This window comes from Hymenobacter sp. BT559 (assembly GCF_017571525.1).
In the GTDB taxonomy this organism is placed as follows: Bacteria; Bacteroidota; Bacteroidia; order Cytophagales; family Hymenobacteraceae; genus Hymenobacter; species Hymenobacter ginsengisoli.
Window position 1 is genome coordinate 62383 of the sequence record NZ_JAGETY010000006.1, and the last position, 23291, is coordinate 85673.

The following is a 23291-nucleotide window of genomic DNA, read 5'->3' on the forward strand; positions in this document are numbered from 1 at the left end:
CGTCTGGCTTATGGGTAGGTAGCTGCCGGTTTGGGGGTGCTGCTGCCTTTCGAGTAGGTAGCCAGAAGCAGGCCAGGCAGTTAGAAAAGCGCTGGTGGCTTGCTAGCCCCAAGTCCCGTTCCGGCGCACGCAGCTCCTTAGTGCAGCGCGCCGCCTGCCTCGCCGGTCGTGGCCACGAGGTGCGTGACCCGCTGCCGGCCCACGAGCAGCACGAGCAGCGCCAGCAGCGACGGCCCAGCCATGAGCGCCGCCATTGGCACGGCCGTGCGTGCGTCGAACAAGCTCACGCCCACCGATGCCAGCGCGCCCGCACCCATTTGCAGCGCCCCCATCAGGGCCGAGGCACTGCCCGCATTGCGCGTGAAGGGGGCTAGCGACAAGGCCGACGTATTGGGGCTAGTGAAGCCCAGGCAGCACAAAAACAGGAACAGCAGGGCAATGGTACCGCCCAGGCCCAGTACGCCCGCGCTGGTAAGACCAAGCAATACGCTGGTAGTCAGCAATTGGCAGCCCAATGCTACCAGCACAATCTGCTCGCTTTGGTAACGGCGTAGCAACAAACTATTAAGCTGGCTCGACCCAATAAGCCCAATGGAGAGGAAGGCAAAAATCCACCCGTAGACCTTGCCCTCGACGTGGTAAATGTCCATAAATACCAGCGGCGACCCTGCCACGTAAGCGAACAGGCCGCTGAACGATACGGCGCCAGTGAGGGCGTAGGTCGTGAATTGAGGTTCGCGGAGCACGGCCCAGAAATTGGTGAGGATGGGCCCGGGCCGTAGCGAGAGCGTGGTGTCGGGCTTATACCCATTGGGGAGCCACAAGGCCGAAGCCAGTAGCAGCAACGCCCCAAGTGCCCCGAGCACCAGGAACACTGCCTGCCAACCGAAGGCCGCCGTCACGTAGCCCCCGATAGTGGGCGCCAATAAGGGCGAAACGCCTAATACCAACATCAGTAGCGCAAAGACCTTGGCGCTTTCCTTCACCGGGAATAAGTCGCGCACCATGGCCACCGAGGCCACCGCCGCCGCGCAGCTGCCAATGGCCTGCACAAAGCGCAGGGCAATCAGGGTTTCAATGCGCTGCACCGCCAGGCAGCCGATGGAGGCCACCACGTAAAGCGCTAGCCCAAAGTAAAGCGGCTTTTTGCGCCCAAACCGGTCGAGCAACGGGCCATAAAGCAGCTGCCCGGCCGAAATGCCTACAAAAAAGCTTGACAGCGACAGCGCCACCTGGGCCGCCGTCGTGTGCAGGTTTTTGGCAATGGCCGGAAAGCCCGGCAAATACATATCAATAGAAAACGGCCCCAAAGCCGTGAGCGCACCCAGAATGAGAATGAGGGAGAAATAGCGTTGCTTCGTCATGAGAAAACTGAGGCGCCGCAGAGCGCGGCGCAATAGCGCAGCTAGCAGCCTGAAGGACAGCCAAGAGTCATCAGTCGGTAGGCCGCTGCAGTAAATTAAGATGGAGTAAGCAGGAGTTGCTCGGCTGCCGGGCACTGGCAGCCACAACAAGCAACCCAGGCATTTTCTTGCTGCCACTCGATGAATTAGGAGAAAACCAACGAGTGAAGCCTGAGGTGGCGAGTGGTGTCGTGTGGTTTTGAAACTCCAGCCCTTTCCCGGCTAGGGGCACTGGCCGGCCTGCCATACGCCGCTTGTCCATTCGGGTTTCGCCTGCGTAGTGTAAGGGGCGGGCTAGCTGCCAGCTTCCCACTAGCCACCTTAAGCTACTTTATGAAACCACACATCATTTGCCACATGATGGCTTCGCTTGATGGCCGCATCATTACCCAGCGCTGGGGCCAGCGGCCCGACACGAGCGTGTACGAAACCATCGGCGCGCGCTTCGACTCGCAAGCCTGGCTCTGCGGCCGCGTTACCCTGGAAAAGGATTTCACCAAGGGCCGCCAGCCCGAAGCCCGGCCCGGCGACACCGTGCCCGACCGCCACGATTTCGTAGCCGATGCCACCGCTACCTCTTTTGCCGTGGCGGTAGATGCCAGCGGCAAGCTGGGCTGGGAGTCGGGCTACCTCGACACTGACCACATCATTGCCGTGCTCAGCGAGCAGGTCGGTGATGACTACCTGGCCTACCTGCGTCGGCGGGGTGTCTCGTACATTTTTGGCGGGGCCAAAGAGCTGGATTTTGGCGCCGTGCTCGACAAGCTGGGGCAGTTGTTTCCCATTCAAACCCTGCTGCTTGAAGGGGGCGGCCACCTCAACGGCGCACTGCTGAAAGCCGGCCTGGTAGATGAGCTGAGCTTGCTGCATTACCCCGTCATCGATGGGGCTGCCACTTCGCCTACGGTATTTGAGCAGGGCCCGCAGCCCGGGCCGGCCGTGCCCTTGCAACTGCGCCACGTAGAGCAGCTGGCCAACGGCGTGCTGTGGCTGCGCTACGCCATCGCCCGCTCCTAGCCCCTCCCGGTAGGGCTAAGCCCTTTAAGAGCGTGGGTGGCGGCTAGTGGCTTAGCTGGCAGCAGGTAAGTGCCGCTGAAAATGGCGCTGCAATAAGCCATCGACCTTTTCGCGGGTCAAAGGCTTGTTAATGAGCCCTGCGATGCGCAGCCCGCGTAGCCGATTCAGGTCGCCGGGAGCCATCGAGGTTGTAAGCATAATAATAATGGTGTCCTTATGCTGGGCATCGGGCAGTTGTTCGTAAACTTCCAGAAACTCAATGCCGCTTAGGCCCGGCATATTCACAGCTAGCAGCAGCAGGGCGGGCTCCGCGGAGGTGGGTAGCTGTTCGAGCATCGCTAGGGCCTGATTGCCGCTCTCTGCTACCAGAATGCGCTCAGCTACGTTTAGGCGCTTGAGTAGCAGCTCATTCAGGAAGTTAGTGGTCGGGTCATCATCCACGAGCATGATGCTGGAAAGCTTTTCCATAGGCAGGCGAAGAGGGCCTTAGGCTGGTGATAGAGTGGGCAAGGTAACGGTGAAGATAGAACCCACTCCCGGCTCGCTCTGCACCGCAAGCGTGCCGCCCAAGTTATCAATAAGGCGCTTGACCATGTAGAGGCCCACGCCCGAGCCCGACACATGGCTATGGAGGCGGCGGAAGAGGCGGAAAAGCTGGTCTTGCTGCCCTTGGTCCAGCCCCAGGCCATTGTCTTGCACCGCCAGGGCCACCTTGCCCGGCCCGGCGCTGCGGCAGCTCAACCCAATGTGGAGCGGCCGCGCCGAGTCGCGGTACTTGATGGCATTGGAGAGCAGATTATAGAGAATGCTGCGCAGGCTTCGGGCGGGAAGCCGTAATGCCGGGCACTCGGCAAGCTCCAGGTCGAGCGTGGCGCCCGAAAAGGTTAGCTCCGGCAAGATGTCGAGGCGCACGGCTTCGACCAGTGCGGGCAGGTCTACCGCCTCGGCGTGCTGCTCCAACACGTCTTGTTGCAGGCGGGAAATATCGGTGAGGTGGGCCAGGGTCTGCTGAAAGCGCTGCACGGCGCCCTGCATCATATCCAGCAGCGTGGGGATGGGCTCTACTTGCTGGGCCGTGGGCGGAAGCTCGCTGCGCAGGGCTAGCAGCAAGCCTTCCACGTTGGTAATCGGCGATTTCAAATCGTGGCTGGCCGTGTACACGAAGGTATCGAGCTCGGCATTGGTGCGGGTGAGGCGGGCATTGCTCTCGTGCAGCTCTTCGTTGGTGACCTGCATTTCCTCGTTGATGGCGGCCAGCTCTTCGTTCAAGGTTTGCACCTGCTGGCGCGCTAGCACCTGCGCCGTTACGTCAGTGGCCACGCACACCACGGCCAGCTCGCCGCTGAGGCGGTGCAGGGGCTGGTAAACAAAGTCGAAATAGCCAACCTCTCCGGGCAGGTGGCGGGCCAGGCGAATAGCCTGGGAGTGCGCCTGAAAAGGAGTTCGGGTGCGCCGTACCCCGTCGAGCAGCTGCCGCAGCCCTTGGTCGACTAGCTCTGGAAAAGCCTCAAAGAAGGGCCGCCCAAGGAGGTCGAGCGGAGAGCGCCCCAGCATTTCGCCCATCAGGGGGTTAACGAGTTCTAACCGGTAGTCGGAGCCCTGAAATACGCAAATGGCCACCGGCGCCTGCTCAAACAGCACTTGCAGGTTGGCTTGCTGTTCTTGCAGCTGCTGGTGGGCTAGCACCTGCTCGCTTACGTCGCTCACCAGGGCATAAAAGCCAGCTACCTCGCCTTGCTGCTTGTCGGGAATGTAATTGGTACGGATGTACTTGGTAAGGCCATTGCGGTAGGGCATGAGCGCCTCGAAGGTGACGGCCTCGCCCCGAAGCGCCCGGTCCATGTAGGGCTGCGTGGCCGCATAGGCGCGCTCACCTATCGCCTCGCGTGCCGAGCGGCCCAGCAGCTCCGCCGTAGAAAGCCCAAACCAGTCGTGGTATGCCTGGTTGACGAATTGGTAGCGGTGGTCGCGGTCTACGTAGCTGATGAGCACGGGCAGCGCATCGGTAAGCAGCTGCAGCCGATGGGCGCTGGCCTCGCTGGCGCGGCGGGCCTCTACCTGCTCGGTCACATCATAGATGAAGGCGGCCACGCCCACAATGCGGCCCTGCTCGCGGTAGGCTTGATAGGCCAGGGTGACGTAGCGCGGGCTGTCGGGCTGTAGCTCAGCCAGGGGCATGTCGAGCACCGTTTGGGGTTCGCCCGTGGCAAAGACGTTATCGAGCAGCGCCGTCAGCCCGGCCACTTTCAGGCGCGGGTACACTTCTTCTACTTTATGGCCTTGCAGCGAGCCGCTCCAGTCTTCGGGCGGAAACAGGTCGCAAAAGGCCGGGTTAAAGTAATCGATGCGGTGCTCGGGCTCGCGCAGCAGCACAATGGCTACCGGCGTTTGCTCGAATACCTGGTAAAGCTCCTGCCGCTGCTGCGCCTGGCGCTGTGCCGCTGCTAGCATGGCAGCTTGCAGCGTAGCGGCTTGGCGGCGGGCCAGCACCTGCTCGGTAACATCCACGGCAAAGACCAGAATGCTCCGTCCGTGCTCACCCTCATTCGGCATTGCCTGGCAGGTAAAGTTGAAGTATTGCAGCGTAGCCGCCTGGCCCTCGCGGGTAAGCTTTACGGCAACCTCCTGGCCGGTGTAGGGCTCACCAGTAGTATAAACGCGGTTCAGTAAGTCGATAAAGCCCTGCTTCTGCAACTCGGGCAGAGCTTCGGCTATGGAAGCACCTAGCTTGGCCCGGCCCCCTGTCAAGCGTTCAAACGCTTCATTAGTAAAGGAAAAACGGTGTTCTGGCCCAACAAAAGCGGCTACTGCGGCTGGCACCTGCCCCAGAATAAGCCGCAACAGCTGCTGCTGCTCGGCCAGTTGGCTGGTGCGCCTCTGCACCCGGGCCTCCAGCTCCTGATTTAGCTGTTCAACCTGCTGGCGGGCTCGCACCTGCTCAGTGACTTCATGGGCCATGTTGAGGATGCCATTGATGCGGCCATCAGCCCCACGGGTAGCTTGGTAGATGAAGTCGAAGTAGCGGGGCTCGGGGGCGTCGGCTAGCTCCACCGCTGCCTCCTTGCCGTAGTAGGTTTCGCCCGTGCGGTACACGTGGTCAAGTAGGGCAAGAAAGCCTTGCTGAACCAATTCCGGGGCCGCTTCTCCGTAAGGCCGGCCTAGCAGCTCCCGCAAGCCAAATACACGCTGAAAATTCTGGTTGGCCAACTCAAAAATATGAGTGGGGCCCTCTAGCAAGGCGATAAGTGCGGGCGCCTGGGTAATGAGGTCGAGCAGGCGCTGCCGCTGCACTTCAGCCTCGGCGCGGGCGGCCTGCTCACGGCCCTGACTGGCGCGCAGGGCCTCTTCTACCGCCGAGCGCGACTGGTCATTCGTATCGGTAAAGCTCACCACCAGCCGCTGCCCCTGGCGCTGCGCTGTTAAATGGAAATAGCCATCCAGGCCATCGTGTTGATAATTGAACTCGTGGCGGGCTAGCTGCCCCGACAAAAAGGTGTCTCGATAAAATGCAAAGACGCCCTCTCTCTGCGCGGCCATTGGAAACAGCGTCAGAAAAGATTCGGGTGGGCAGGCGGGTAGCCGCAGCATCTGCTGGGCAGCCGGATTGAGATGCTCATATGCCAGGTCAACGATAGCCTGGCCTGCGGCATCGTAAACGGGCCGAAATAAAATCACCCCCGTGAGGGAAACGTTGAGCAGCACATCCACCAACTCGGCTGGGTTGTCGTCGGCCCAAGCAGTTGGGGTGGGAGAGTCAGGCATGGGAAAAGGAAGCGGAAAGCGAAGAAGCCGGCTGCTAAAGGTACCGCAGTCAGCCCTCGCTCAAGAGCGGCCGGCGTGTTTAGGGGTCCAATAAGGAGCCGGCCAAGCAGTGCGCGCAAGGTGAGCGCGTTGGACTTAACGCGTGTTTAGGAATGTAACAGCATGACGTTCCAAAGGCGTTTTCAGTAAAATCTCCAGACACTCTTAGCTTCCCCGCTAAAATGAACGTGCTAATGGGTTGGCCTACCACCTTATGCGTACCTGCCAAGCGGCAGCGCTTTAGTAGTAGGGGGCCGGATGCACGAACGTATTGCGACTCACGTTGGTACCTGGTTCGGGCGTTGCACCTGTCGGCCAGCTTCCCCGCGCTCGCCTATAGCCCAAGCAATACTGAAGGATGCTACCTGTGACAGAAGGCAATAAAAAAGGCCTTCTCGGTGCTGAGAAGGCCTTCTTAGTAGTCCGTAGGGGAATCGAACCCCTGTTGGTAGAATGAAAATCTACTGTCCTAACCCCTAGACGAACGGACCAGTTTGCTTCGGTGGGGTAAACGTAAAAGTATCGAGGTGGTAGCCTCTTGGTAGTCCGTAGGGGAATCGAACCCCTGTTGGTAGAATGAAAATCTACTGTCCTAACCCCTAGACGAACGGACCGTTTTTGTTTTGGTGGTGCAAAGGTACGAGCGTTTGGCTTTAAACCAAATAGAGGGCCTGGTAATTATGCTTCCAGCCTAAAATCATGTTGATTTTCAGTTGAAAAAAAACTGCGACAGTAGCAGGCTTGTTAAAGCAGCCAGGAGGCACTAGGGCAGCTATTCGGTAAACTCGCCGAAAAGCGTACCTTCGCCCCGTATTTTACTGGGGCCGCGGCAGTGGCCCGTCCTACTTCCATTTTTTCCAACATCATGGCAAAAATTAAAGTCGCCATCAACGGCTTTGGCCGCATTGGCCGCCTCACCTTCAAGTCGCTGCTCGGCCGCGACAATGTGGAGATTGTGGCCATCAACGACCTGACTGACAACAAGACCCTCGCCCACCTGCTGAAGTACGACTCGGTACACGGCCGCTTCGACGGCACGGTGAGCTACGACGATACCAGCCTGACCGTGAACGGCCAGCACATCGCCGCCCTCGCCGAGCGCGACCCCAAGCTGCTGCCCTGGAAAGAAATGGGCGTTGACATCGTGCTCGAAAGCACGGGTCGCTTTGTGGACGAGGCCGGTGCTGGCCAGCACATTACGGCTGGTGCCAAGAAGGTAGTGATTTCGGCTCCGGCTACCGGCAACATCCCCACCGTAGTGCTCGGCGTGAATGAAGAGACCCTGAAAGGTGACGAAACCATCATCTCGAACGCTAGCTGCACGACCAACTGCCTGGCTCCGATGGCCAAGGTGCTAGACGATGCATTCGGCATTGAGAAGGGCTACATCACCACGGTGCACGCCTACACTTCGGACCAAAACCTGCAGGACGCGCCTCACAAGGACCTGCGCCGCGCTCGCGCCGCTGCCTACAGCATCATTCCGACCTCGACTGGCGCTGCCAAGGCCGTGGGCCTAGTGCTGCCCCAGCTGAAGGGCAAGCTCGATGGTATCGCCATGCGCGTGCCCATTCCAGATGGCTCGACGACCGACCTGACCGTTATTTTGAAGAAAGAAGCCACCAAGCAGCAAATCAACGACGCCCTGAAGGCCGCCGCTGAGGGCCCGCTGAAAGGCATTCTGGAGTACAGCACCGACCCGCTGGTGAGCATCGACATCGTAGGCAACAAGCACTCGTGCATCTTCGACTCGGAGCTGACCTCGACCAATGGCACCCTAGCCAAGGTAGTGGGCTGGTACGACAATGAAACCGGCTACTCGACCCGCACCGCCGACCTCATCCAGAAGCTGGGTGAGAAAATGCAGGGCTAGCCAGTAGCTTTTTTGCTGCTTCTACTTACTGACGAAAGGCCTGCCTGCTAGGCAGGCCTTTTTGTTTTTGCTGACTATAGCTGCCGTGCGAGGCGGCGTTTGTATGCCGAGTATCTGCTTTATTTTCAACCCGATGGCGGGCACCGGCCGCCGGGCCGACTTTCCGGCGCTGCTGCAGCAACATTTTGGTGGCGCAGCGGGCGCCGACTACCTGCTGCGGCCCACCGAAGGCCCCGGCCATGCCACCGAGCTGGCTCGTGAGGCGGCGCAGGCAGGCTGCCGGGTGGTGGTAGCCGTGGGCGGCGATGGCACCGTAAACGAGGTGGGGCAGGGGCTGCTGGGCCAAACCGGCGCGGCAATGGGCATCGTGCCCCGCGGCTCGGGCAATGGGCTGGCCCGCCACCTGCGGGTGCCGCTAGGCTTGCCCACCGCGCTGCGGCGACTGCGCCAGCCCACCTTCAGCCGTATGGATGTGGGCACGATAAACGGCCGGCCGTTTTTCTGCACCGCTGGGCTAGGGTTTGATGCGCACGTGAGCCAGCATTTTGCGCAGGCCGGCACGCGGGGCGTGAGCACGTACCTGCGCGTCACGTTTCGCGAATACGGTAACTTCCGGCCAGTGCCGGTAGAGGTGGATACCAACAGCCAGACCCTGGCCACCGATTGCTACGTGCTGGCCTTTGCCAACGCCTCGCAGTACGGCAATAATGCGTTCATTGCCCCGCAGGCCAATTTGCAGGATGGCCTGCTCGATATGTGCCTTATTGATGCGCTGCCGCCGTGGCGGGCGGTGCAGGTGGTGCTGGGCATGGCCCTGGGTACGCTGCCGCGCACGGGCGGCGCGGCCTATCGCCACACGCAGCACGCCACGGTGCGGGCCGCCGCGCCGCTAGGCTACCACGCCGATGGCGACTACCTGGGCCATGGCACCGAGTTCGAAATAGGCATACTGCCGCTTGCGCTAGAAGTAGCAGTGTAGGAAATCTGCGGGCAATCTGAATTACGTAGGAGTAGTGTTTCTACCCCGGCTTGCTTCTGCTAGTGATGTAAACTCGCAGTTGATGTGTTCAAGCCCGTACTTATTTAACTCTAATTCAAGAATATGCCTCAGGATTTTGTGCAAGAGCTGCAGGCACAGCTACAGCCAGCGCGCCAGCGCATGGTAGACCACGCGGTGTATCGCCGCATCGAAACGCTGGCCGACCTCCGCGTATTCATGGAGCACCACGTGTATGCGGTGTGGGATTTTATGTCGCTACTCAAAGCCTTGCAGCGCGAGCTAACCTGCGTAGAGGTGCCCTGGGTACCCAAAGGCAGCCCCGCCACCCGTCGCCTCATCAACGACATTGTGCTGGAAGAGGAAACCGACCTCGACCCCGAGGGGCAGCCGACCAGCCACTTTGAGCTGTACCTGCGGGCTATGGCCGAAGCCGGGGCTGATACTGCGCCTGCCAAACGCCTGCTAGCCGCCCTGGCAGAGGGGGCGAGCGTGCCGGCCGCGCTGGCAGCCGCGCAGGCACCAGCCAGTGTGCAGGCGTTTGTGAAGCATACGTTTAGCGTCATTGCCAGCGGGCGGCCGCATGCGGTGGCAGCAGCCTTCACCTTTGGGCGCGAAGATGTGATTCCGGATATGTTTCGCAGCCTGATTGCCGACCTGGGCCAGCGCTTTCCGGGCCAGCTCGACACGTTTACGTACTACCTCAACCGCCACATCGAGCTCGATGAGGACCATCATGCCCCGCTAGCCCACCAGATGGTGCGCGACCTCTGCGGCACCGACCCCGCCCGCTGGCGCGAGGCCGCCGAGGTAGCCCAGCAGGGCATGGCCGCCCGCGTGGCGCTCTGGGATGGCATTGCCGCGGCGCTGGTTCAGGAGCGGGCCGTGGGTTAACAGCATTTAGGTAACGCTAAAAAAGGACGCTAGCCCCCGGCCAGCGTCCTTTTTTAGCGTTAAAAGCGTGTGCAAGAGGGCTAGCGCGCCGACCTTTGCGCTATGAAAAAAGACCAGCCGCGCCGCCAGGGAGTGGTTTACTCGACCAATCCTGAGTTCTCTTACCAGTCCGATGAGGCAGCTGAGGCAGCTACGCTGCCACCCCAGCAGCAACAGCTGCGGGTGCAGCTCGATAAAAAGCAGCGCGGCGGCAAGCAGGTGACGCTCGTTACGGGCTTTGTGGGCCGCGAAGAAGATTTGCAGACCCTAGGAAAACTCTTGAAAACCAAATGTGGTGTGGGCGGAAGCGCCAAAGATGGCGAAATCGTGGTGCAAGGCGACTTTCGCGCCAAGGTCCTGGAGGTGCTGCTCAAAGAAGGCTATAAAGCCAAGCAGATTGGGGGCTAAGGCTTCCGAATGATTTAGTAACAACAGCTAGGGGTCCTCTAAGGCGAATAGCACCTTAGAGGACCCCTAGCTGTTGGGCAGAGTGCATGTATAGATTAGTCGTTTTCCTGCTCCAGCGTACTGCCGCTGCTCAGGTCTTTCTGCACATTGCTGGGGTGGCCGGTGTAGTGCGCCGAGCTGCCGCTGCTCAGGTCAGCCTTGAGCTCGTCGGTGGCGTGCACCTGGGCCTGCGAAGCGCTGCTGAGGTCGAGTGTAACGCGGGTGGCGCGCAGCGCGCGGGCTTCTACCTGGCTGGCGCTTGAGCCGTCGATGTCCAGTTCGTCGGCAGTACCAGTAAGGTCGGCCTGGCTGGCGCTGCTTACCTTCACTTCAAGCCGCGGCACGTGCACATCGAGGCGGGCCGAAGAGGCACTAGAGGCTTCTACCCGCAGTGCTTCGTCGCGGAAGCCGCTCACGTCGGCCTGGCAGGCACCACTAAGCTCCAGGTGCTGGAGGCGGGGCAGGGTCACCTGCACCAGCATGGGGTGGCGGCTCGCGTCGAAGCCCGAGAACCAGCCGTTGCCGGAGCGGTAGCGCACCACCAGGCGGCTGCCCTCCACACTAAGGCGCACATCGGAGAGGTCGTCGGGGCGGCCGGCTACTTCGGCCTTGTGGACATCGCCCTGGCGCACCACCACCCGGAAGGCGCCGTGCACTTCGACTGCGTTAAAGTCCTCGCTACCAGTCAGCGTCTTGCGACCAGTGCCGTAGTAGCTAGGTTCGGTATTGAAGCGCTCAGCGCTGGAATGGATGCGTATGGTAGGCTCGTCGCCGTCGGTGTTCACGCGCACCTGGGTTTTGTTGCCGTTCACGTCTAGGTTCACCACCTCGTCGCCGTCGGTATTATTGTCGTTGTCCTCATCGGCTACGGGCGGGCAGTTGAGGCAGGCAAACTTGCCCTCGCGGGTGAAGCGGGCGCGGTAGTCGCGGTCATCAGTAGGGCGGTGGCCGCTGGTGAAGTCATCGTCGTCGAGGCGCTCGATGAAGCGCGGTGTGAGGCGGTAGATTTTATTCAGGGGCAGGTGCAGCGTCAGGCTCAGCTTTTGCTCGCGGTAGGGGGCGTTGCTTTTCAGCGTAATGCCCTGGTCGAAAATAATGGTTGAGTCGCGCTGAGCGATGTTGTAGTTAATGGTCTGCTGGGCGGTGAGGCGGGCGGCCTCCTCGGTGCGGCCGCGGGCCCGGAATTCTTCTTCCACGAAAGGAGCCGCGCCGCTGTCGGCCGGGGCCAGACTCAGGTCAACCCAGTGAAAATTGTCTTCTACATTACGCGAGTCCAGCACAATGCCGGGGCTAGCGATGGGCTTCAGGCGCACGGTAGTGGTGTAGGTGTCTTTGGCCTGAAAGTCGCGGGCCACCTGCAAGCCAGCCGCCGCACTGCCCACCACGCCCAGCACCCACAGCCCCAGCAGCGACAATCCCACCGTGCGGCTCAAGAGCCAGCGGCGCATTATCAGGCGCAAGCCCAGCAGTATCAGGGCAAAAGCCGGAATGGCCGAGGCGAAGAACATGGCGATGGCGCCCCAGGGCGGCAGGTTGCGCACGGTAGCCCCGAAGCTGTCGTCAAACATAAACCCGTTGCTGGTGTGCTCAACCGCCGTGAAGGGGATGATGCTCAGGGCGGCGCCCAGCAGCAGCAGCATGGTAAACAGACTGGTGCTACCCCAGAAAATCAGCAGGCCCCCAACTATCCACCGGATAACGGTACCTACAAAATTGGCAGCCGGCTTGGCGCTGCGCGCCGCGCCCTCCAGAAAAGTGCCCAGCGGGCGGTTGGGCGTGGGGTTGCCGTCGCCATCAAAGGCGTTGCTGCGCAGATTGTTGTCGATGCCCGAGAGCGTTACGGCATCACCGCGCATCTGCATTTTTTCTGATACCGTGCGGGCTTCAGGCACCACGGCCCACAGTATCAGGTAGATGAGGAAGGTAGAGCCACCCAAGAACAAGCCAATCAGGAAGAGCACCCGCACCAGCACCACATCGGTCTGGAAATAAGCGGCTAGGCCCGCCGATACGCCCCCGACCTTCCCATTGTCGGTATCGCGAAAGAGCTTGCGCTCGGTGAGCTTGCCGCCAAAGTCCAGGGTGTCGATGGGGGCGGGGGCATCGTCGCGCTTGGGCAGCGCTATCCACAGCACCACGTAGGTGATGAGCGCTAGGCCCCCAAAATCGAAGCGGTGACGGAACATGCCCGTGCCGGGAATGTGGTCGTACACTCCAAACACATTGGGCAGCAGCACTAACGCCAGAAAAATGAGGCGCACCAGCAGGGGGTTCACCCGGAAATACTGGGCTAGCCCCGCGCACACACCGGCAATCTTGCGGTGGGCCAGGTCGCGGTAGAGGCGGCGGGGCTCAGTGTCGGCCGGGGTGGGGGCGGGGCCGCCCGCAAAAGCCGGGCCGGCACCGGCGCCGGCCGCAACGGGCTCGGTGTAGGTGTCCTCATCCTCGTCGGGCGAGGTGTTGAAGTCGCTTACGCGGCCCATCTTGGCCGTCATTTCCTCCACATCCTGAAGGGTGATGACCTGCTTGGTAACCGAGAGGCGCGCCGCAAACAGCTCGGCGATGCGGCCCTCGATGTCGGCCACGATTTCTTCGTGGCCCTGGTAGCTGGCAAAGTGCGCCTTCACCTCCTGGAGGTAGCGGCTAAGCACGTCATAGCCATCGTCTTCGATGTGGAAGATGATGCCCTGCAAATTGATGCTGATGTTCTTTTTCATGAGAAGGGCCGCAGGCGCGAAGCGCGGCAGGTTGAAGTCGGAGAAAGAAAGGTTAGCGGTAAAAAGCAGGGACCGCTAGGGGCGGCGGGGCTGGCGAATGATGCCTACGGAGAGCGCCATTTCTTCCCAGGTCTGGCGCAGCTCTTCCAAAAACTGGCGGCCGGCATCGGTGAGCGTGTAGTATTTGCGGGGTGGCCCAGAGGTCGATTCCTTCCAGACGTAGTCGAGCAAGGCGGCATTCTTGAGGCGCGTGAGCAGCGGGTAGAGCGTGCCCTCCACCACTATCATGCGGGCTTGGGTGAGCTCCTCCAGCATGTCGCTGGCGTAGGCCTCCCCGCGGCCGATAATCTCCAGGATGCAGAATTCGAGGATGCCTTTGCGCATCTGCACCTGGGTGTTCTCTAGTTTCATGGGCGGTATGGGCTAGTAGTAGGTGAGGAACGGTACAAATGTACAACGGGTACTTTGTAATGCATAATACTTGGTGTAAAAATTTTTGTTGCCTTTCGTCGGTTTTTTTCTGCGTCTGAAGTCGTTACGTATTTATTTTTTCCTATTTCATCTTGCGCAACATCCAAAAGAGTAGCCCCAACTATGCGCTAATCAGCCGTATACAGCGCCGGCGTTGCGGCTGAGCCGAGCGCCACGCACTATCCGGCAGTAACTTGCGTTGCTGCTCCGATTATTTGTCAGGCTATCCTTTTTCTATGCTACAACTCTCCGCTAGCTGCCGCGCTGGGGTGACATTACTTGGCCTGGGGGCCGTGCTGGGGCTAGCCGCGCCCGCTGCCCGCGCCCAGACCAACACCCCCAAGTACAGCAACGAGTTTTTGAACCTGGGCGCGGGTGCCCGCTCGCTGGGCATGGGCAAGACGCAGGTAAGCCTAGCCAACGACGCCACCGCCGGCTACTGGAACCCGGCTGCCCTCACCACTATCACTGCCAAATACGATGGGGTGCTGATGCACTCCGAGCTGTTTTCGGGGGTGGTGAAGAATGACTACGCGGCCTTTGCCATGCCGCTCGATGAGAAGAGTGCCGTGGGCGTGACGCTGCTGCGGCTAGGGGTCGATAATATCGCCGACACCCGCGCCCTGGTGAACGAGTACGGCTACATTCAGTACGATAAAATCACCTACTTCTCGGTGGCCGACTATGCGCTGCTGCTCAGCTATGCCCGTAAGGTAGGCCCCGAGGGGTTGAGCGTGGGCGGCAGCGGTAAGTTTATCTACCGCAACGTAGGTCCTTATGCCAACGCCTATGGCTTTGGGGTAGATGTAGGCCTGCAATACAACCACAAGGGCTGGCTGCTAGGCCTGATGGCACGCGACATTACCACCACTTTCAACGCCTGGAGCATCGACGCCGATAAGTTTAAGGCGAACACGATACCCGGCGAGGCCATTCCGACCAACACCACCGAGCTAACGCTGCCGCGCCTGGTACTCGGGGCGGGGCGGCAGTTTACGCTGCCGGCGCAGTTTACGGCCCTGGTGGCCGTCGACCTAGAAGCTACCACCGATGGCCAGCGCAATACGCTCATTTCGGCCAAGCCCGTGAGTGTAGACCCGCGCGTAGGCGTCGAAATTGGCTACCGTAACCTGGCTTTTTTGCGCGGTGGGGTAGGCAACTATCAGAAGATAACCACCTTCGATATGACCCAGCAGTGGAAGGGCCAGTATAGCCTGGGCGCGGGCGTGGCCTTCAGCGGCCTGCGCGTAGACCTGGCGCTTTCGCGCCTGGCGGTGGAGAAGCTGGGCTCAACATCGCAGACCAACTCCCTTATTGTGAGCCTGGGCTATGGCCTGGGCAGCCGCACGGGCAGTGTGCTCAATAACAAGTAAAAGTAATTAAAGCGCTAATAAATAACTGGATATTATCTTATGAATGAAGCATACTTTGCTGAGTGGGCGCGAGTGTTTTGCAGGTTAGCTGGCGGGCGAATGATGAGCTTGGCCTGGCTGGTCCTGCTGCTGGGCGCCGTAGCCCCAGCGCATGCCCAATCGGGGGCCTATGGCAATGAGTGGATAGTGCCGGGCCAGCCCTACTATAAAGTAAAAGTGTGGCGCGATGGCCTCTACCGCCTCGACTATTCCTACCTCAGCCAGCTGGGGGCCGGTGCCGTGGCCCCTGCGCAGCTGCAAGTGTGGCGGCGTGGTAAGGAAGTGGCCGTGTACCAGGGTGGTAACTCGGCCACGCTCGATAACTCGACTTTTATCGAGTTTTACGGCCAGCGCAACGATGCCGGGCTGGACAAGGAGTTTTATAAGAATATAAAAGACCAGGCCAACCCGTTTTATAGCTTCTATACCGATACGGCGGCTTATTTCGTGACTTGGGGCGCCCGGGCGGGCAAGCGCATGGCGCAGCCCGCGGCGGCCGGCGGCACGCCCCACAGCTGGCGCCTGCAGTCCTCCTTGACCCAGAAAGTAGGCAATTATGCCGAAGGACCTACTGAGCAGACATATACCTTCCTGCCATGGATAGAAGCGGGCGAAGGCTTTTTTCAGGGATTTTACTACGGGCCGGTTCAAGCGCCGCTCGATTCGGCGCTGCGGGCCGTGTCTACGGCGCCAGGGGCCCCGAGCCCGGTGTTGGAAGCCGTGGTAGTAGGCGGCTTCCGCGACACAAATCACAAAACAGCCGTCAAAGTGGTCCCGCCGGCTGGCGGCACCCGCTCACTCGGCGTCCTCAGCTATTACGGCTACGACCATGCTTACGGCCGCTATCCGCTGCTGGCTAGCGATATCAGCAGCAGTGGCATGGTAACGGTAGGGTTCGATTTGGCGCCTCAGCCCCCCCAAACCTATGTTGATGTGTATCGCCTGTCGTGGTGGCGCGTGACGGCGGCGCAGCAAAACGTATGGTTCAGCGACCGGCAGCAGCTATTCTTCCAGAATGACTCGCTGCTGACCGGGCCGGCTACCTACGAGGTGGATAATATTCCGCCCACGGTGAGTGGCTTTGATATCCACGACCCGTGGAATGTGCAGCGCATTGTGCCTGCTACTGCTGCTACGTTGGGTAGTACCGGTCGCCGCTACGTGTTTCCAAGCGCTACCAGTCAGCAAACCCGGCGCCTGCTGCTAGCCGACGAGGCGCGCCCGCTGGTGCCCCCGCCCGCCCGCCCGGTCAATTTCCGCACCATTGACCCAGCCAAACCCAACTTCGTTATTATCACGCACCCCAAGCTGATGCAGGCGGCGGGCGGGGTACCCAATGTGGCGCTGGCCTACGCCAGCTACCGCGCTTCGGCCACCGGCGGGGGCTACGACACGCTGATGGTAACCGCGCCGCAGCTCTACGACCAATTTCACTACGGCGAGCGCTTCGTTATCGCGCTGCGTCATTTTGCGTTGTGGCTAGCCGCCAAATCTCCCGCTACCCAGACGAAATACCTGCTACTGCTGGGCAAAGGCATTTCGCCGGGCTCGCCCGTGGCTACTGCTGCAAATCCCGACTATACGTTTGGACTGGGCGGCGGCTTCGACGCTTCGCAATCCGCGCGGATAAGGGGTGAGAATGGCCTCGACCTAGTACCCATCTCGACGCGTTCATCGTCCGATATCTTCTTGTCGAGCGACTGGCCGCACGACAATAACGTCCCCGCGCTGCCTACTGGTCGGGTCGTGGCAAGCACTGCGCAGGAAGCCCTGGATTATTTGACTAAGCTCAAGGAGTACGAAGCCCAAATTAACCCAAATCAACTTAACCCCGAACCCTGGCACAAAAACTTTGTGCATTTGGGAGGTGGCCATGACCCGGCTGAGATTGCCACGTTTGGCGGCTACCTCGACAAGTATAAGCGGCGTGCCGAGCACCCGCTGCTTGGCGCTAGCGTTACGACCTATCTGCGGGTATATGACCCGGCTAACCTCTACGCGGAGAAAAATATTTCCAGCGAAGTAAATGCCGGGCTAGCCCTGATAACATATTTCGGCCACGGGTCAACTACGACGTTTGATATAAACATCGGTGATATCTATGACCCGCTTCAAAACTATAACAATGCCAAGAAATACCCGGTCATGATGTATAACGGGTGCTCGGCCGGGGCGGCGTTCTTCAACGCCCACACGTTTGCTACCGACTGGATACTGGCGCCCAACAAGGGCTCCATTGGCATAATGGCGGAGAGCGGCTTCTCGTATGCGGACTTGCTCGACCAGACCCAGGACCTGACGTATAAACTACTCCTTAACGACCCGGTCTGGTTTGGGCGGCCTATTGCCGAAGTGCGCCGTGAGGTAATCCGGCGCTTGCAGCCCACGTCGGCTTTTCAACCTGTGCCGGGTAACCTGCGCGCCACTGAGCAACTGTTGTGCACTATTTGGCAGGGCGACCCAGCGCTACGCATGTATGCCCCGGCCAAGCCAGATTTTGTAGCCAGCAATGCCGCGCTCTCGCTCAGCCCCATTGCGCCCGATGTGGCCGTGACGGGTGCTTCGAGCAAGTTTACACTTAATATTGGGGTGAGCAACCCCGCGCGCATTACCCGCGACTCCATTGAGATTCGGGTCACGCGCATGTACCCAACTGGTAAAATTGCCCCCGAGGTATACGTGTTCAACAATCACAATGGCCTCAAGCCGTTTCCGCAGGCCTTCCGGCGCGACACGACCTATACAATCACGCTGAATAACCCCACCAGTGATTTTGCGGGCGACAATGTCTTTACCGTCGAACTCGACTACCGCAACAAAGTAGACGAGCTTGATGAAACCAATAATAAGGCCACGCTAACCTATTCTTTCCTGAAGCGCGGGCTTACGCTGCTAGCGCCCAGCGAGTTTGCCATTGTGGCGGGCAACAAGCCGCGCCTCGTGGCTCAGAGCAATGACCCTAGCGGCCCGGTGCGCAGCTACGATTTCCAGATTGACTCGGTGGCTAGCTTCACCAGCCCAGCTTTGCAATCGAGCACTATTTCGGCGGGCGTAATCGCGGCCTGGACGCCACCTAAAGCCCTTACCGCGAAGGCTGACTCGACGGTGTGGTACTGGCGCGTGCGCTTCACCAACCCCGTGCCGCCCGAAGATGCCGACTGGCAGGTGAGCTCATTCCGCGTTATTTCGGGCGCCCTGGCCGGTGGTTGGTCGCAGAGCCACAATGGGCAGTTCAACCGCGACCAATTGCAGGGCGTGGCCGTGGCTACCCCTAGCAACCGCTGGAGCTTTGCAGCCCAGCAGCAGTCCCTCATACTGCGTACGGCGGGCGGCGGTAGGCCCGGCAGCCCATACACCTTTCTGGTAAGTGGCTACGGCATCAACACGGGCAATACGGTAGCCAATGTAAGTAACTGCGGCTCTAAAGCGCCTAATTTGCTGCTGGCCGTTTTCGACCCGCGCACGCTCAAGCAAATCGCGGTGGCGGGCTCCTACTCGCTGTGTGGGCCTGCGGGGCAGCCGTTCTACTCATTCGCGGCCGACCCGACCTCCAGTGCCGATACACTGGATAACCTGAATAATAGTGCCGCTCGCCGGGCTCAACTGCTCGACTTTCTGGGCAGGGTGCCCGATGGTGCCTACGTAGCTCTGGTGAGCGAAAACCGCCTGCGGTACGCCGACCCTAACGTAGCCGCTACTATGCGCCAAGTAGCCACCCTGCTCGGCAGCAAGCTGGTGACTACCTTCAAAAATGGTGACCCCTGGGCGCTAGTGGCACAAAAGAAAGCGAGTGGCAGTGTGCTAGTGGCCGAAGCCGGCCCCGATGTTAGCTCCGCTACCCCTTCTTACCTGCAAAGCGTTACGCTGAATACCTCGCTCAGCGCGCCTAGCCAGGCAGGTACTATCACGAGCACGCTCATTGGCCCGGCTGTGAAGTGGCAGACGCTCTTCGACGTTATCAAACCCGAAACCCCCACGGCCAGCTATACGCTCTCGCTGGTAGGCATCGATGCCAGCAACAAAGCCACCGTGCTACAGCCCGACATCAAGGCGAAAAACGTGGACCTGACGGGCTACTCGGCCGCAACCTACCCCTATATGCAGCTGCAGCTAGCCCTGCGCGACTCCGTAAACCGGGTACCGCCGCAGCTCAAGGAGTGGTTTATTACCTATAAGGGCAAGCCCGAGGGCGTGGTGCGCCGCGACCTGGTGGCGGCCGCCGTCTACGATTCGGTGAGCCTCAAGGCGCAGGCTACCTCGGGCACTGGCTTTATCAAGTTCCCGGTTAAGTTCGACAACGTCTCGCAGGAGGCCTTCGCTAGCCGCCTCCAGACGCAGGTGCAGCTCATAAATGCGGTTACTAACCTGCCGGTGAAAACCCTGCCGCTGCTCACGGCCACCCGCGACTTGCTGCCCGGCGACAGTGCCCTCACCGTGAATGTGAGCATCGACATGCGTGGCTTATTTGGGAAGTACTACGTGCGGGTGGTGGTGAATCCTCAGCTACAGCCCGAGCTGTATTACTTTAATAATGAGCTGAGAACGGCCACATTCACCGTGCGCGACAACAATGTGCCGCCTACTCTTGATGTAGCCGTTGATGGCCGCCATATTCTGGATGGCGAGCTGGTGGCCCCGCGCCCCGTTATCACCATTCAGCTCAAGGATGAGGACAGGCTACGCCTCATCACCGATGCCTCTTATTTCACGGTATTCCTGACCCGGCCCAACGGGCAGGTTGAGCCAGTGAACGTCAACGGGCCGCAGGTGCATTTCAGCGTCGATAATACCTTGGGCAGCCTAGCCAAGCTGGAGTACCAGCCGGGCCTGGGCACGCCGCTGCCCGATGGCGTGTACACGCTCAGCGTGCAGGGCCGCGACGCGGCGGGCGCCATCGCGGGTACAGTCAACTATCAGGTGAAGTTTACGGTGGTCAATGCTTCGCAGATTTCCAACGTGTACCCGTACCCGAACCCCGTCACGAGCAAGGCCAAGTTCGTGTTCACGGTGACGGGCGCCGAGCTGCCGCGCAACATGAAAATCCAGATTATGACCCTGACGGGCCGCGTAGTGCGCGAGATTTTTATGAGCGAGCTAGGCCCCTTGCACATCGGCAACAACATCACCGACTACGCCTGGGATGGCACCGACCAGTACGGCGACCGCCTAGCCAATGGCACCTACCTCTACCGCGTGGCTGTGGACGACCCGACCGGCGAGTTTAAGAAGTTTACCACCGCCGGCGACCAGGCCTTCAAAAACGACTGGGGCAAGCTTGTGCTGCTGCGCTAGCCACACCTATAAAACAACTAAAAAAGGTCGCCTGGCTGAGCCGGGCGACCTTTTTGCTTCTAGAAAGACCCTAGCGGCGGCGCAGCGTAACGAAGCTATAGGCTAGCGCATGCTGGGCATCGGGGGCGTGGCGCTCGCGGGTTTCCTCGCGCCAGTCGGTGGGCGGGAGAGCCGGAAAAAACGTGTCACCGTCGGGCACGGTGGTATGTACTTCGGTGAGGTACACTTGGTCGGTGGCCGCCAGGGCCTCGCGGTAGACTTCGCCACCGCCGATAATGCAGACTTCCTCGCCGCCCGGTTGCTGGGCCGCCAGTGCCAGCGCCTCCGGCAGTGAATGGGCTAGCAGCACGCCATCGGGGGCGGGCCAGGCTACCTGGCCCGTTACCACAATAGTGGTGCGGCCCGGCAGCACCCGGCCGATGCTTTCAAAAGTGCGCCGGCCCATCACGATGGGGTGGCCCAGCGTCAGTTTTTTAAAGTGCTGCAAGTCGGCGGGCAGGTGCCAGGGCAATTGGCCCTGGCGGCCGATTACGTTGTCTTCCGCAGCGGCTACAATAATGGAAACCATAAAATGAGGTTACGGGATGAGTACTGAAAAGGTCTGGCTTCTCACGGCTTACTCGGCAGCTCCAGCTTGGTGCCGCGCAAAAACTCTTCGGTGCTCATGCGCTTCTTGCCTTCAAGCTGCACTTCGAGCAGGGCTAGCTGGCCATCAGCAGTGCTTACGCTGAGCGATTTTCGACCGTCAGTGGCCCAGGTGCCGGGTGGGGCGGGCTCCGTAGAGGACAGTGCCTGAGCCCGAAATACTTTCAGCCCGCGCCCATCGGGCAGCGTGGTGTAGGCCGCCGGCGCCGGGCTCAGGCCACGTATTTGATTAATAAGTGCAGCGGCGGGGCGGGCAAAGTCGAGCCGGCCGGTCTCTTTAGTGAGCTTGGGGGCCGGGCGCAGGTCGGGGGTGCTGGGCTGCGGGGTGCTAGGGGCCGCCCCGGCCGCAATGGCCGCCACCGTGCGCCGGGCCAGCGCGGCGCCCGCCACTTTGAGCTTATCGTAGAGCGAGCCAAAGTCATCGCTAGGGTCGATGGCTAGTTTATCTTGCAGGATGAGGTCACCGGTATCAATCTCGTGGCGCAGAAAAAAGCTGCTCACGCCGGTTTCCTGGTCGCCGTGCATGAGGGCCCAGTTGATGGGCGCCGCGCCCCGGTACTGCGGCAGCAGCGAGGCATGAATGTTCACCGACCCTAGCCGGGGCATGTTCCACACCGCCTCGGGCAGCATCCGAAAGGCCACCACTACCTGCAAGTCGGCCGCGTAGCTTTTTAATGCTTCCTGAAAAGCCAGGTCTTTCAAATTGGTAGGCTGCAGCACGGGCAGGCCGTGCGCCAGGGCCGCCTGCTTCACGGCCGAGGCTTGCAGCTGCCGGCCGCGCCCGGCGGGCCGGTCGGGGCCAGTAATGACGGCTACCACCTCGGCCTCGGGCATGGCGAGCAAGGTTTCGAGGGTGGGCACCGCAAAATCGGGGGTACCCATAAAGACGATGCGAAGAGGAGAAGGCATGAAATCAGTACTTTAATAATCAGCTGTCATACTGACGAAGGAAGCATCTGCTTGCCGAAGAACGGCCCTATTCGGGCATAAGAAGTTGGTTCCTTCGTCAGCTTGATGACTAGGGGTGGTTACCGCTCCGGATACAGCAAGTATTTCTTACGAAGTTGTTTGAACTTGCTCAACCCCGGCTCCCAGCTAGCCCGGATGCTGGCCTCAGAGCGACCAGCCACTACCTGGGCCCGTAGCGAGTCAGTGCCTGATAGCTGCTCGAAGTATTTGGTGAAAAAGTGCTCTTTGTCGGTGCTCTGGCGGTAAAAATCAAGCAAGTAGCTCACGGTAAAAAACTGCGCCGGCTCGCCCACGGCGGGCTGGTGTAGGTCGAGGCCGTAGCAGCGTTGGCCATTGAGCGGCGGCGTGGGCGAGCCCGCGTTGGGGCGAGGCGTAAACTGGTAGGGGCGCGTGCTGGGCTGGCTAGGGCTTCCTATCACTTCAAACGGCCGGTCGGTGCCGCGCCCCACGCTCACGTTGGTGCCCTCAAACAGACAAATGCTAGGGTAGAGGGCCACGGCTCGCGCCGTGGGTAGGTTGGGGGAGGGGCGCACCGGCAGTGCGTAGGGGGTGGCGTGGGTGTAGCCGCCTGCCAGGGGCACCACGTGCAGGCGGCAGGCCTTGCCCCCAGTCAGCCATTTTTCGCCATTAATCATGTTGGCCAATTCGCCTACGGTGAGGCCGTGGCAAATGGGCAGCGGGTCGAGGCCCACAAACGAGCGGTGCTTGGGGTCGAGCACTGGGCCATCGACCAGGGTGCCATTCGGGTTGGGCCGGTCGAGCACCACCACAGTTTTGCCCTGCTCGGCGGCGGCCTCCATTATATAGTGCAGCGTGCTGATGAAGGTGTAGAAGCGCGTGCCCACATCCTGAATATCAAAAACCAGCACGTCTACGTCGGCCAGCATCTCGGGCGTGGGCTTTTTGGTTTTGCCATACACCGAGCGCACGGGCACGCCGGTGCGGGCATCGCGCCCATCGGTGATGGTGGCGCCATCGGCCGCCTCGCCCCGAAAGCCATGCTCAGGGGCGAAAATGGCCGTCAGGTTCACGTGCAAGGCTTTCAGCGTATCGACTAAATAAGTGGGGCCTAGCCGCGAAGTCTGGTTCACGACCAGCCCCACGCGCTTGCCCTGGAGCAGGGGCAGGTAGCGCGGCAATTGGGCGGCGCCCATCACGGGCGTCGGCTGGGCGGCAGGCGCTGCGGCCTGGCTAGTGGCTGGCTTGTCGGGGGCCGAGCAGGCTAGCAGCCCGCTGGCCATAATAATCCACTTCATCATAGCCCAAAAGTAGCCTGCTGCGTAAGAAGCGCGCTGCTGCCCCGGCCCCAACCCC

At 60.6% G+C, this 23291-nt stretch carries 15 protein-coding genes and 2 tRNA genes; 7 read left to right on the forward strand and 10 right to left on the reverse strand.

Annotation, left to right across the window (positions count from 1 at the left end):
* Positions 1-137: 137 nt before the first annotated feature.
* A complete protein-coding gene (locus tag J4D99_RS09825) occupies positions 138-1364 on the reverse strand; it encodes a multidrug effflux MFS transporter (RefSeq protein ID WP_208131530.1) in 1227 nt (408 codons plus the stop codon).
* A gap of 372 nt (positions 1365-1736) precedes the next feature.
* Here J4D99_RS09825 and J4D99_RS09830 point away from each other — a divergent pair, with 372 nt between their 5' ends.
* Positions 1737-2420 carry a RibD family protein gene (locus tag J4D99_RS09830; protein ID WP_208131531.1) on the forward strand — a complete coding sequence of 228 codons (684 nt, stop codon included), beginning with the start codon at positions 1737-1739 and terminating at the stop codon, positions 2418-2420.
* Positions 2421-2471: 51 nt separating this feature from the next.
* Here the strand turns inward: J4D99_RS09830 and J4D99_RS09835 are convergent, their stop codons facing one another.
* From J4D99_RS09835 to J4D99_RS09850, 4 genes are all read right to left on the reverse strand, one after another.
* A complete protein-coding gene (locus J4D99_RS09835) occupies positions 2472-2888 on the reverse strand; it encodes a response regulator (RefSeq protein ID WP_208131532.1) in 417 nt (138 codons plus the stop codon).
* Between the two features lie 18 nt (positions 2889-2906).
* Positions 2907-6182 (reverse strand): PAS domain-containing sensor histidine kinase, encoded by a 3276-nt coding sequence (locus tag J4D99_RS09840; protein WP_208131533.1) that lies wholly within the window; start codon positions 6180-6182, stop codon positions 2907-2909.
* Between the two features lie 458 nt (positions 6183-6640).
* Positions 6641-6712, reverse strand: a tRNA-Glu gene (locus J4D99_RS09845).
* A gap of 48 nt (positions 6713-6760) precedes the next feature.
* A tRNA-Glu gene (locus J4D99_RS09850) sits at positions 6761-6835 on the reverse strand.
* Positions 6836-7086: 251 nt separating this feature from the next.
* Between J4D99_RS09850 and gap the strand changes: the two genes are divergently transcribed.
* The 4 genes from gap to J4D99_RS09870 all read left to right on the forward strand — a co-directional run bounded on the left by gap (position 7087) and on the right by J4D99_RS09870 (position 10432).
* Positions 7087-8094: a type I glyceraldehyde-3-phosphate dehydrogenase gene (gap, locus tag J4D99_RS09855; RefSeq protein ID WP_208131534.1), complete on the forward strand. Its 1008-nt coding sequence runs from the start codon at positions 7087-7089 to the stop codon at positions 8092-8094.
* Positions 8095-8197: 103 nt separating this feature from the next.
* Positions 8198-9073 carry a diacylglycerol/lipid kinase family protein gene (locus tag J4D99_RS09860; protein ID WP_208131535.1) on the forward strand — a complete coding sequence of 292 codons (876 nt, stop codon included), beginning with the start codon at positions 8198-8200 and terminating at the stop codon, positions 9071-9073.
* A gap of 123 nt (positions 9074-9196) precedes the next feature.
* On the forward strand, positions 9197-9985 hold the full coding sequence (locus J4D99_RS09865) for a DUF3050 domain-containing protein (protein ID WP_208131536.1): 789 nt from the start codon (positions 9197-9199) through the stop codon (positions 9983-9985).
* Between the two features lie 102 nt (positions 9986-10087).
* Positions 10088-10432, forward strand: a complete 345-nt coding sequence (locus J4D99_RS09870; protein ID WP_208131537.1) for a translation initiation factor — start codon at positions 10088-10090, stop codon at positions 10430-10432.
* 95 nt (positions 10433-10527) lie between these two features.
* Here the strand turns inward: J4D99_RS09870 and J4D99_RS09875 are convergent, their stop codons facing one another.
* Entirely contained in the window at positions 10528-13188 is a 2661-nt protein-coding gene (locus tag J4D99_RS09875; protein WP_208131538.1) for a GIN domain-containing protein, read from the reverse strand.
* 75 nt (positions 13189-13263) lie between these two features.
* Positions 13264-13599 (reverse strand): PadR family transcriptional regulator, encoded by a 336-nt coding sequence (locus J4D99_RS09880; protein WP_208131539.1) that lies wholly within the window; start codon positions 13597-13599, stop codon positions 13264-13266.
* Between the two features lie 296 nt (positions 13600-13895).
* Between J4D99_RS09880 and J4D99_RS09885 the strand changes: the two genes are divergently transcribed.
* Positions 13896-15032, forward strand: coding sequence for a putative type IX sorting system protein PorV2 (locus J4D99_RS09885; protein WP_208131540.1), 1137 nt, complete (start codon positions 13896-13898; stop codon positions 15030-15032).
* Between the two features lie 99 nt (positions 15033-15131).
* Complete coding sequence (porU2, locus tag J4D99_RS09890) at positions 15132-20363, forward strand: putative type IX secretion system sortase PorU2 (RefSeq protein WP_208131541.1); 5232 nt, start codon at positions 15132-15134, stop codon at positions 20361-20363.
* Between the two features lie 70 nt (positions 20364-20433).
* Here porU2 and J4D99_RS09895 read toward each other — a convergent pair whose 3' ends face one another.
* From J4D99_RS09895 to J4D99_RS09905, 3 genes are all read right to left on the reverse strand, one after another.
* On the reverse strand, positions 20434-20931 hold the full coding sequence (locus J4D99_RS09895) for a dihydrofolate reductase (protein WP_208131542.1): 498 nt from the start codon (positions 20929-20931) through the stop codon (positions 20434-20436).
* 41 nt (positions 20932-20972) lie between these two features.
* Positions 20973-21917, reverse strand: coding sequence for a methionyl-tRNA formyltransferase (fmt, locus tag J4D99_RS09900; RefSeq protein ID WP_208131543.1), 945 nt, complete (start codon positions 21915-21917; stop codon positions 20973-20975).
* Between the two features lie 119 nt (positions 21918-22036).
* Positions 22037-23236: an exo-beta-N-acetylmuramidase NamZ family protein gene (locus tag J4D99_RS09905; protein WP_309509582.1), complete on the reverse strand. Its 1200-nt coding sequence runs from the start codon at positions 23234-23236 to the stop codon at positions 22037-22039.
* Positions 23237-23291: the final 55 nt, after the last annotated feature.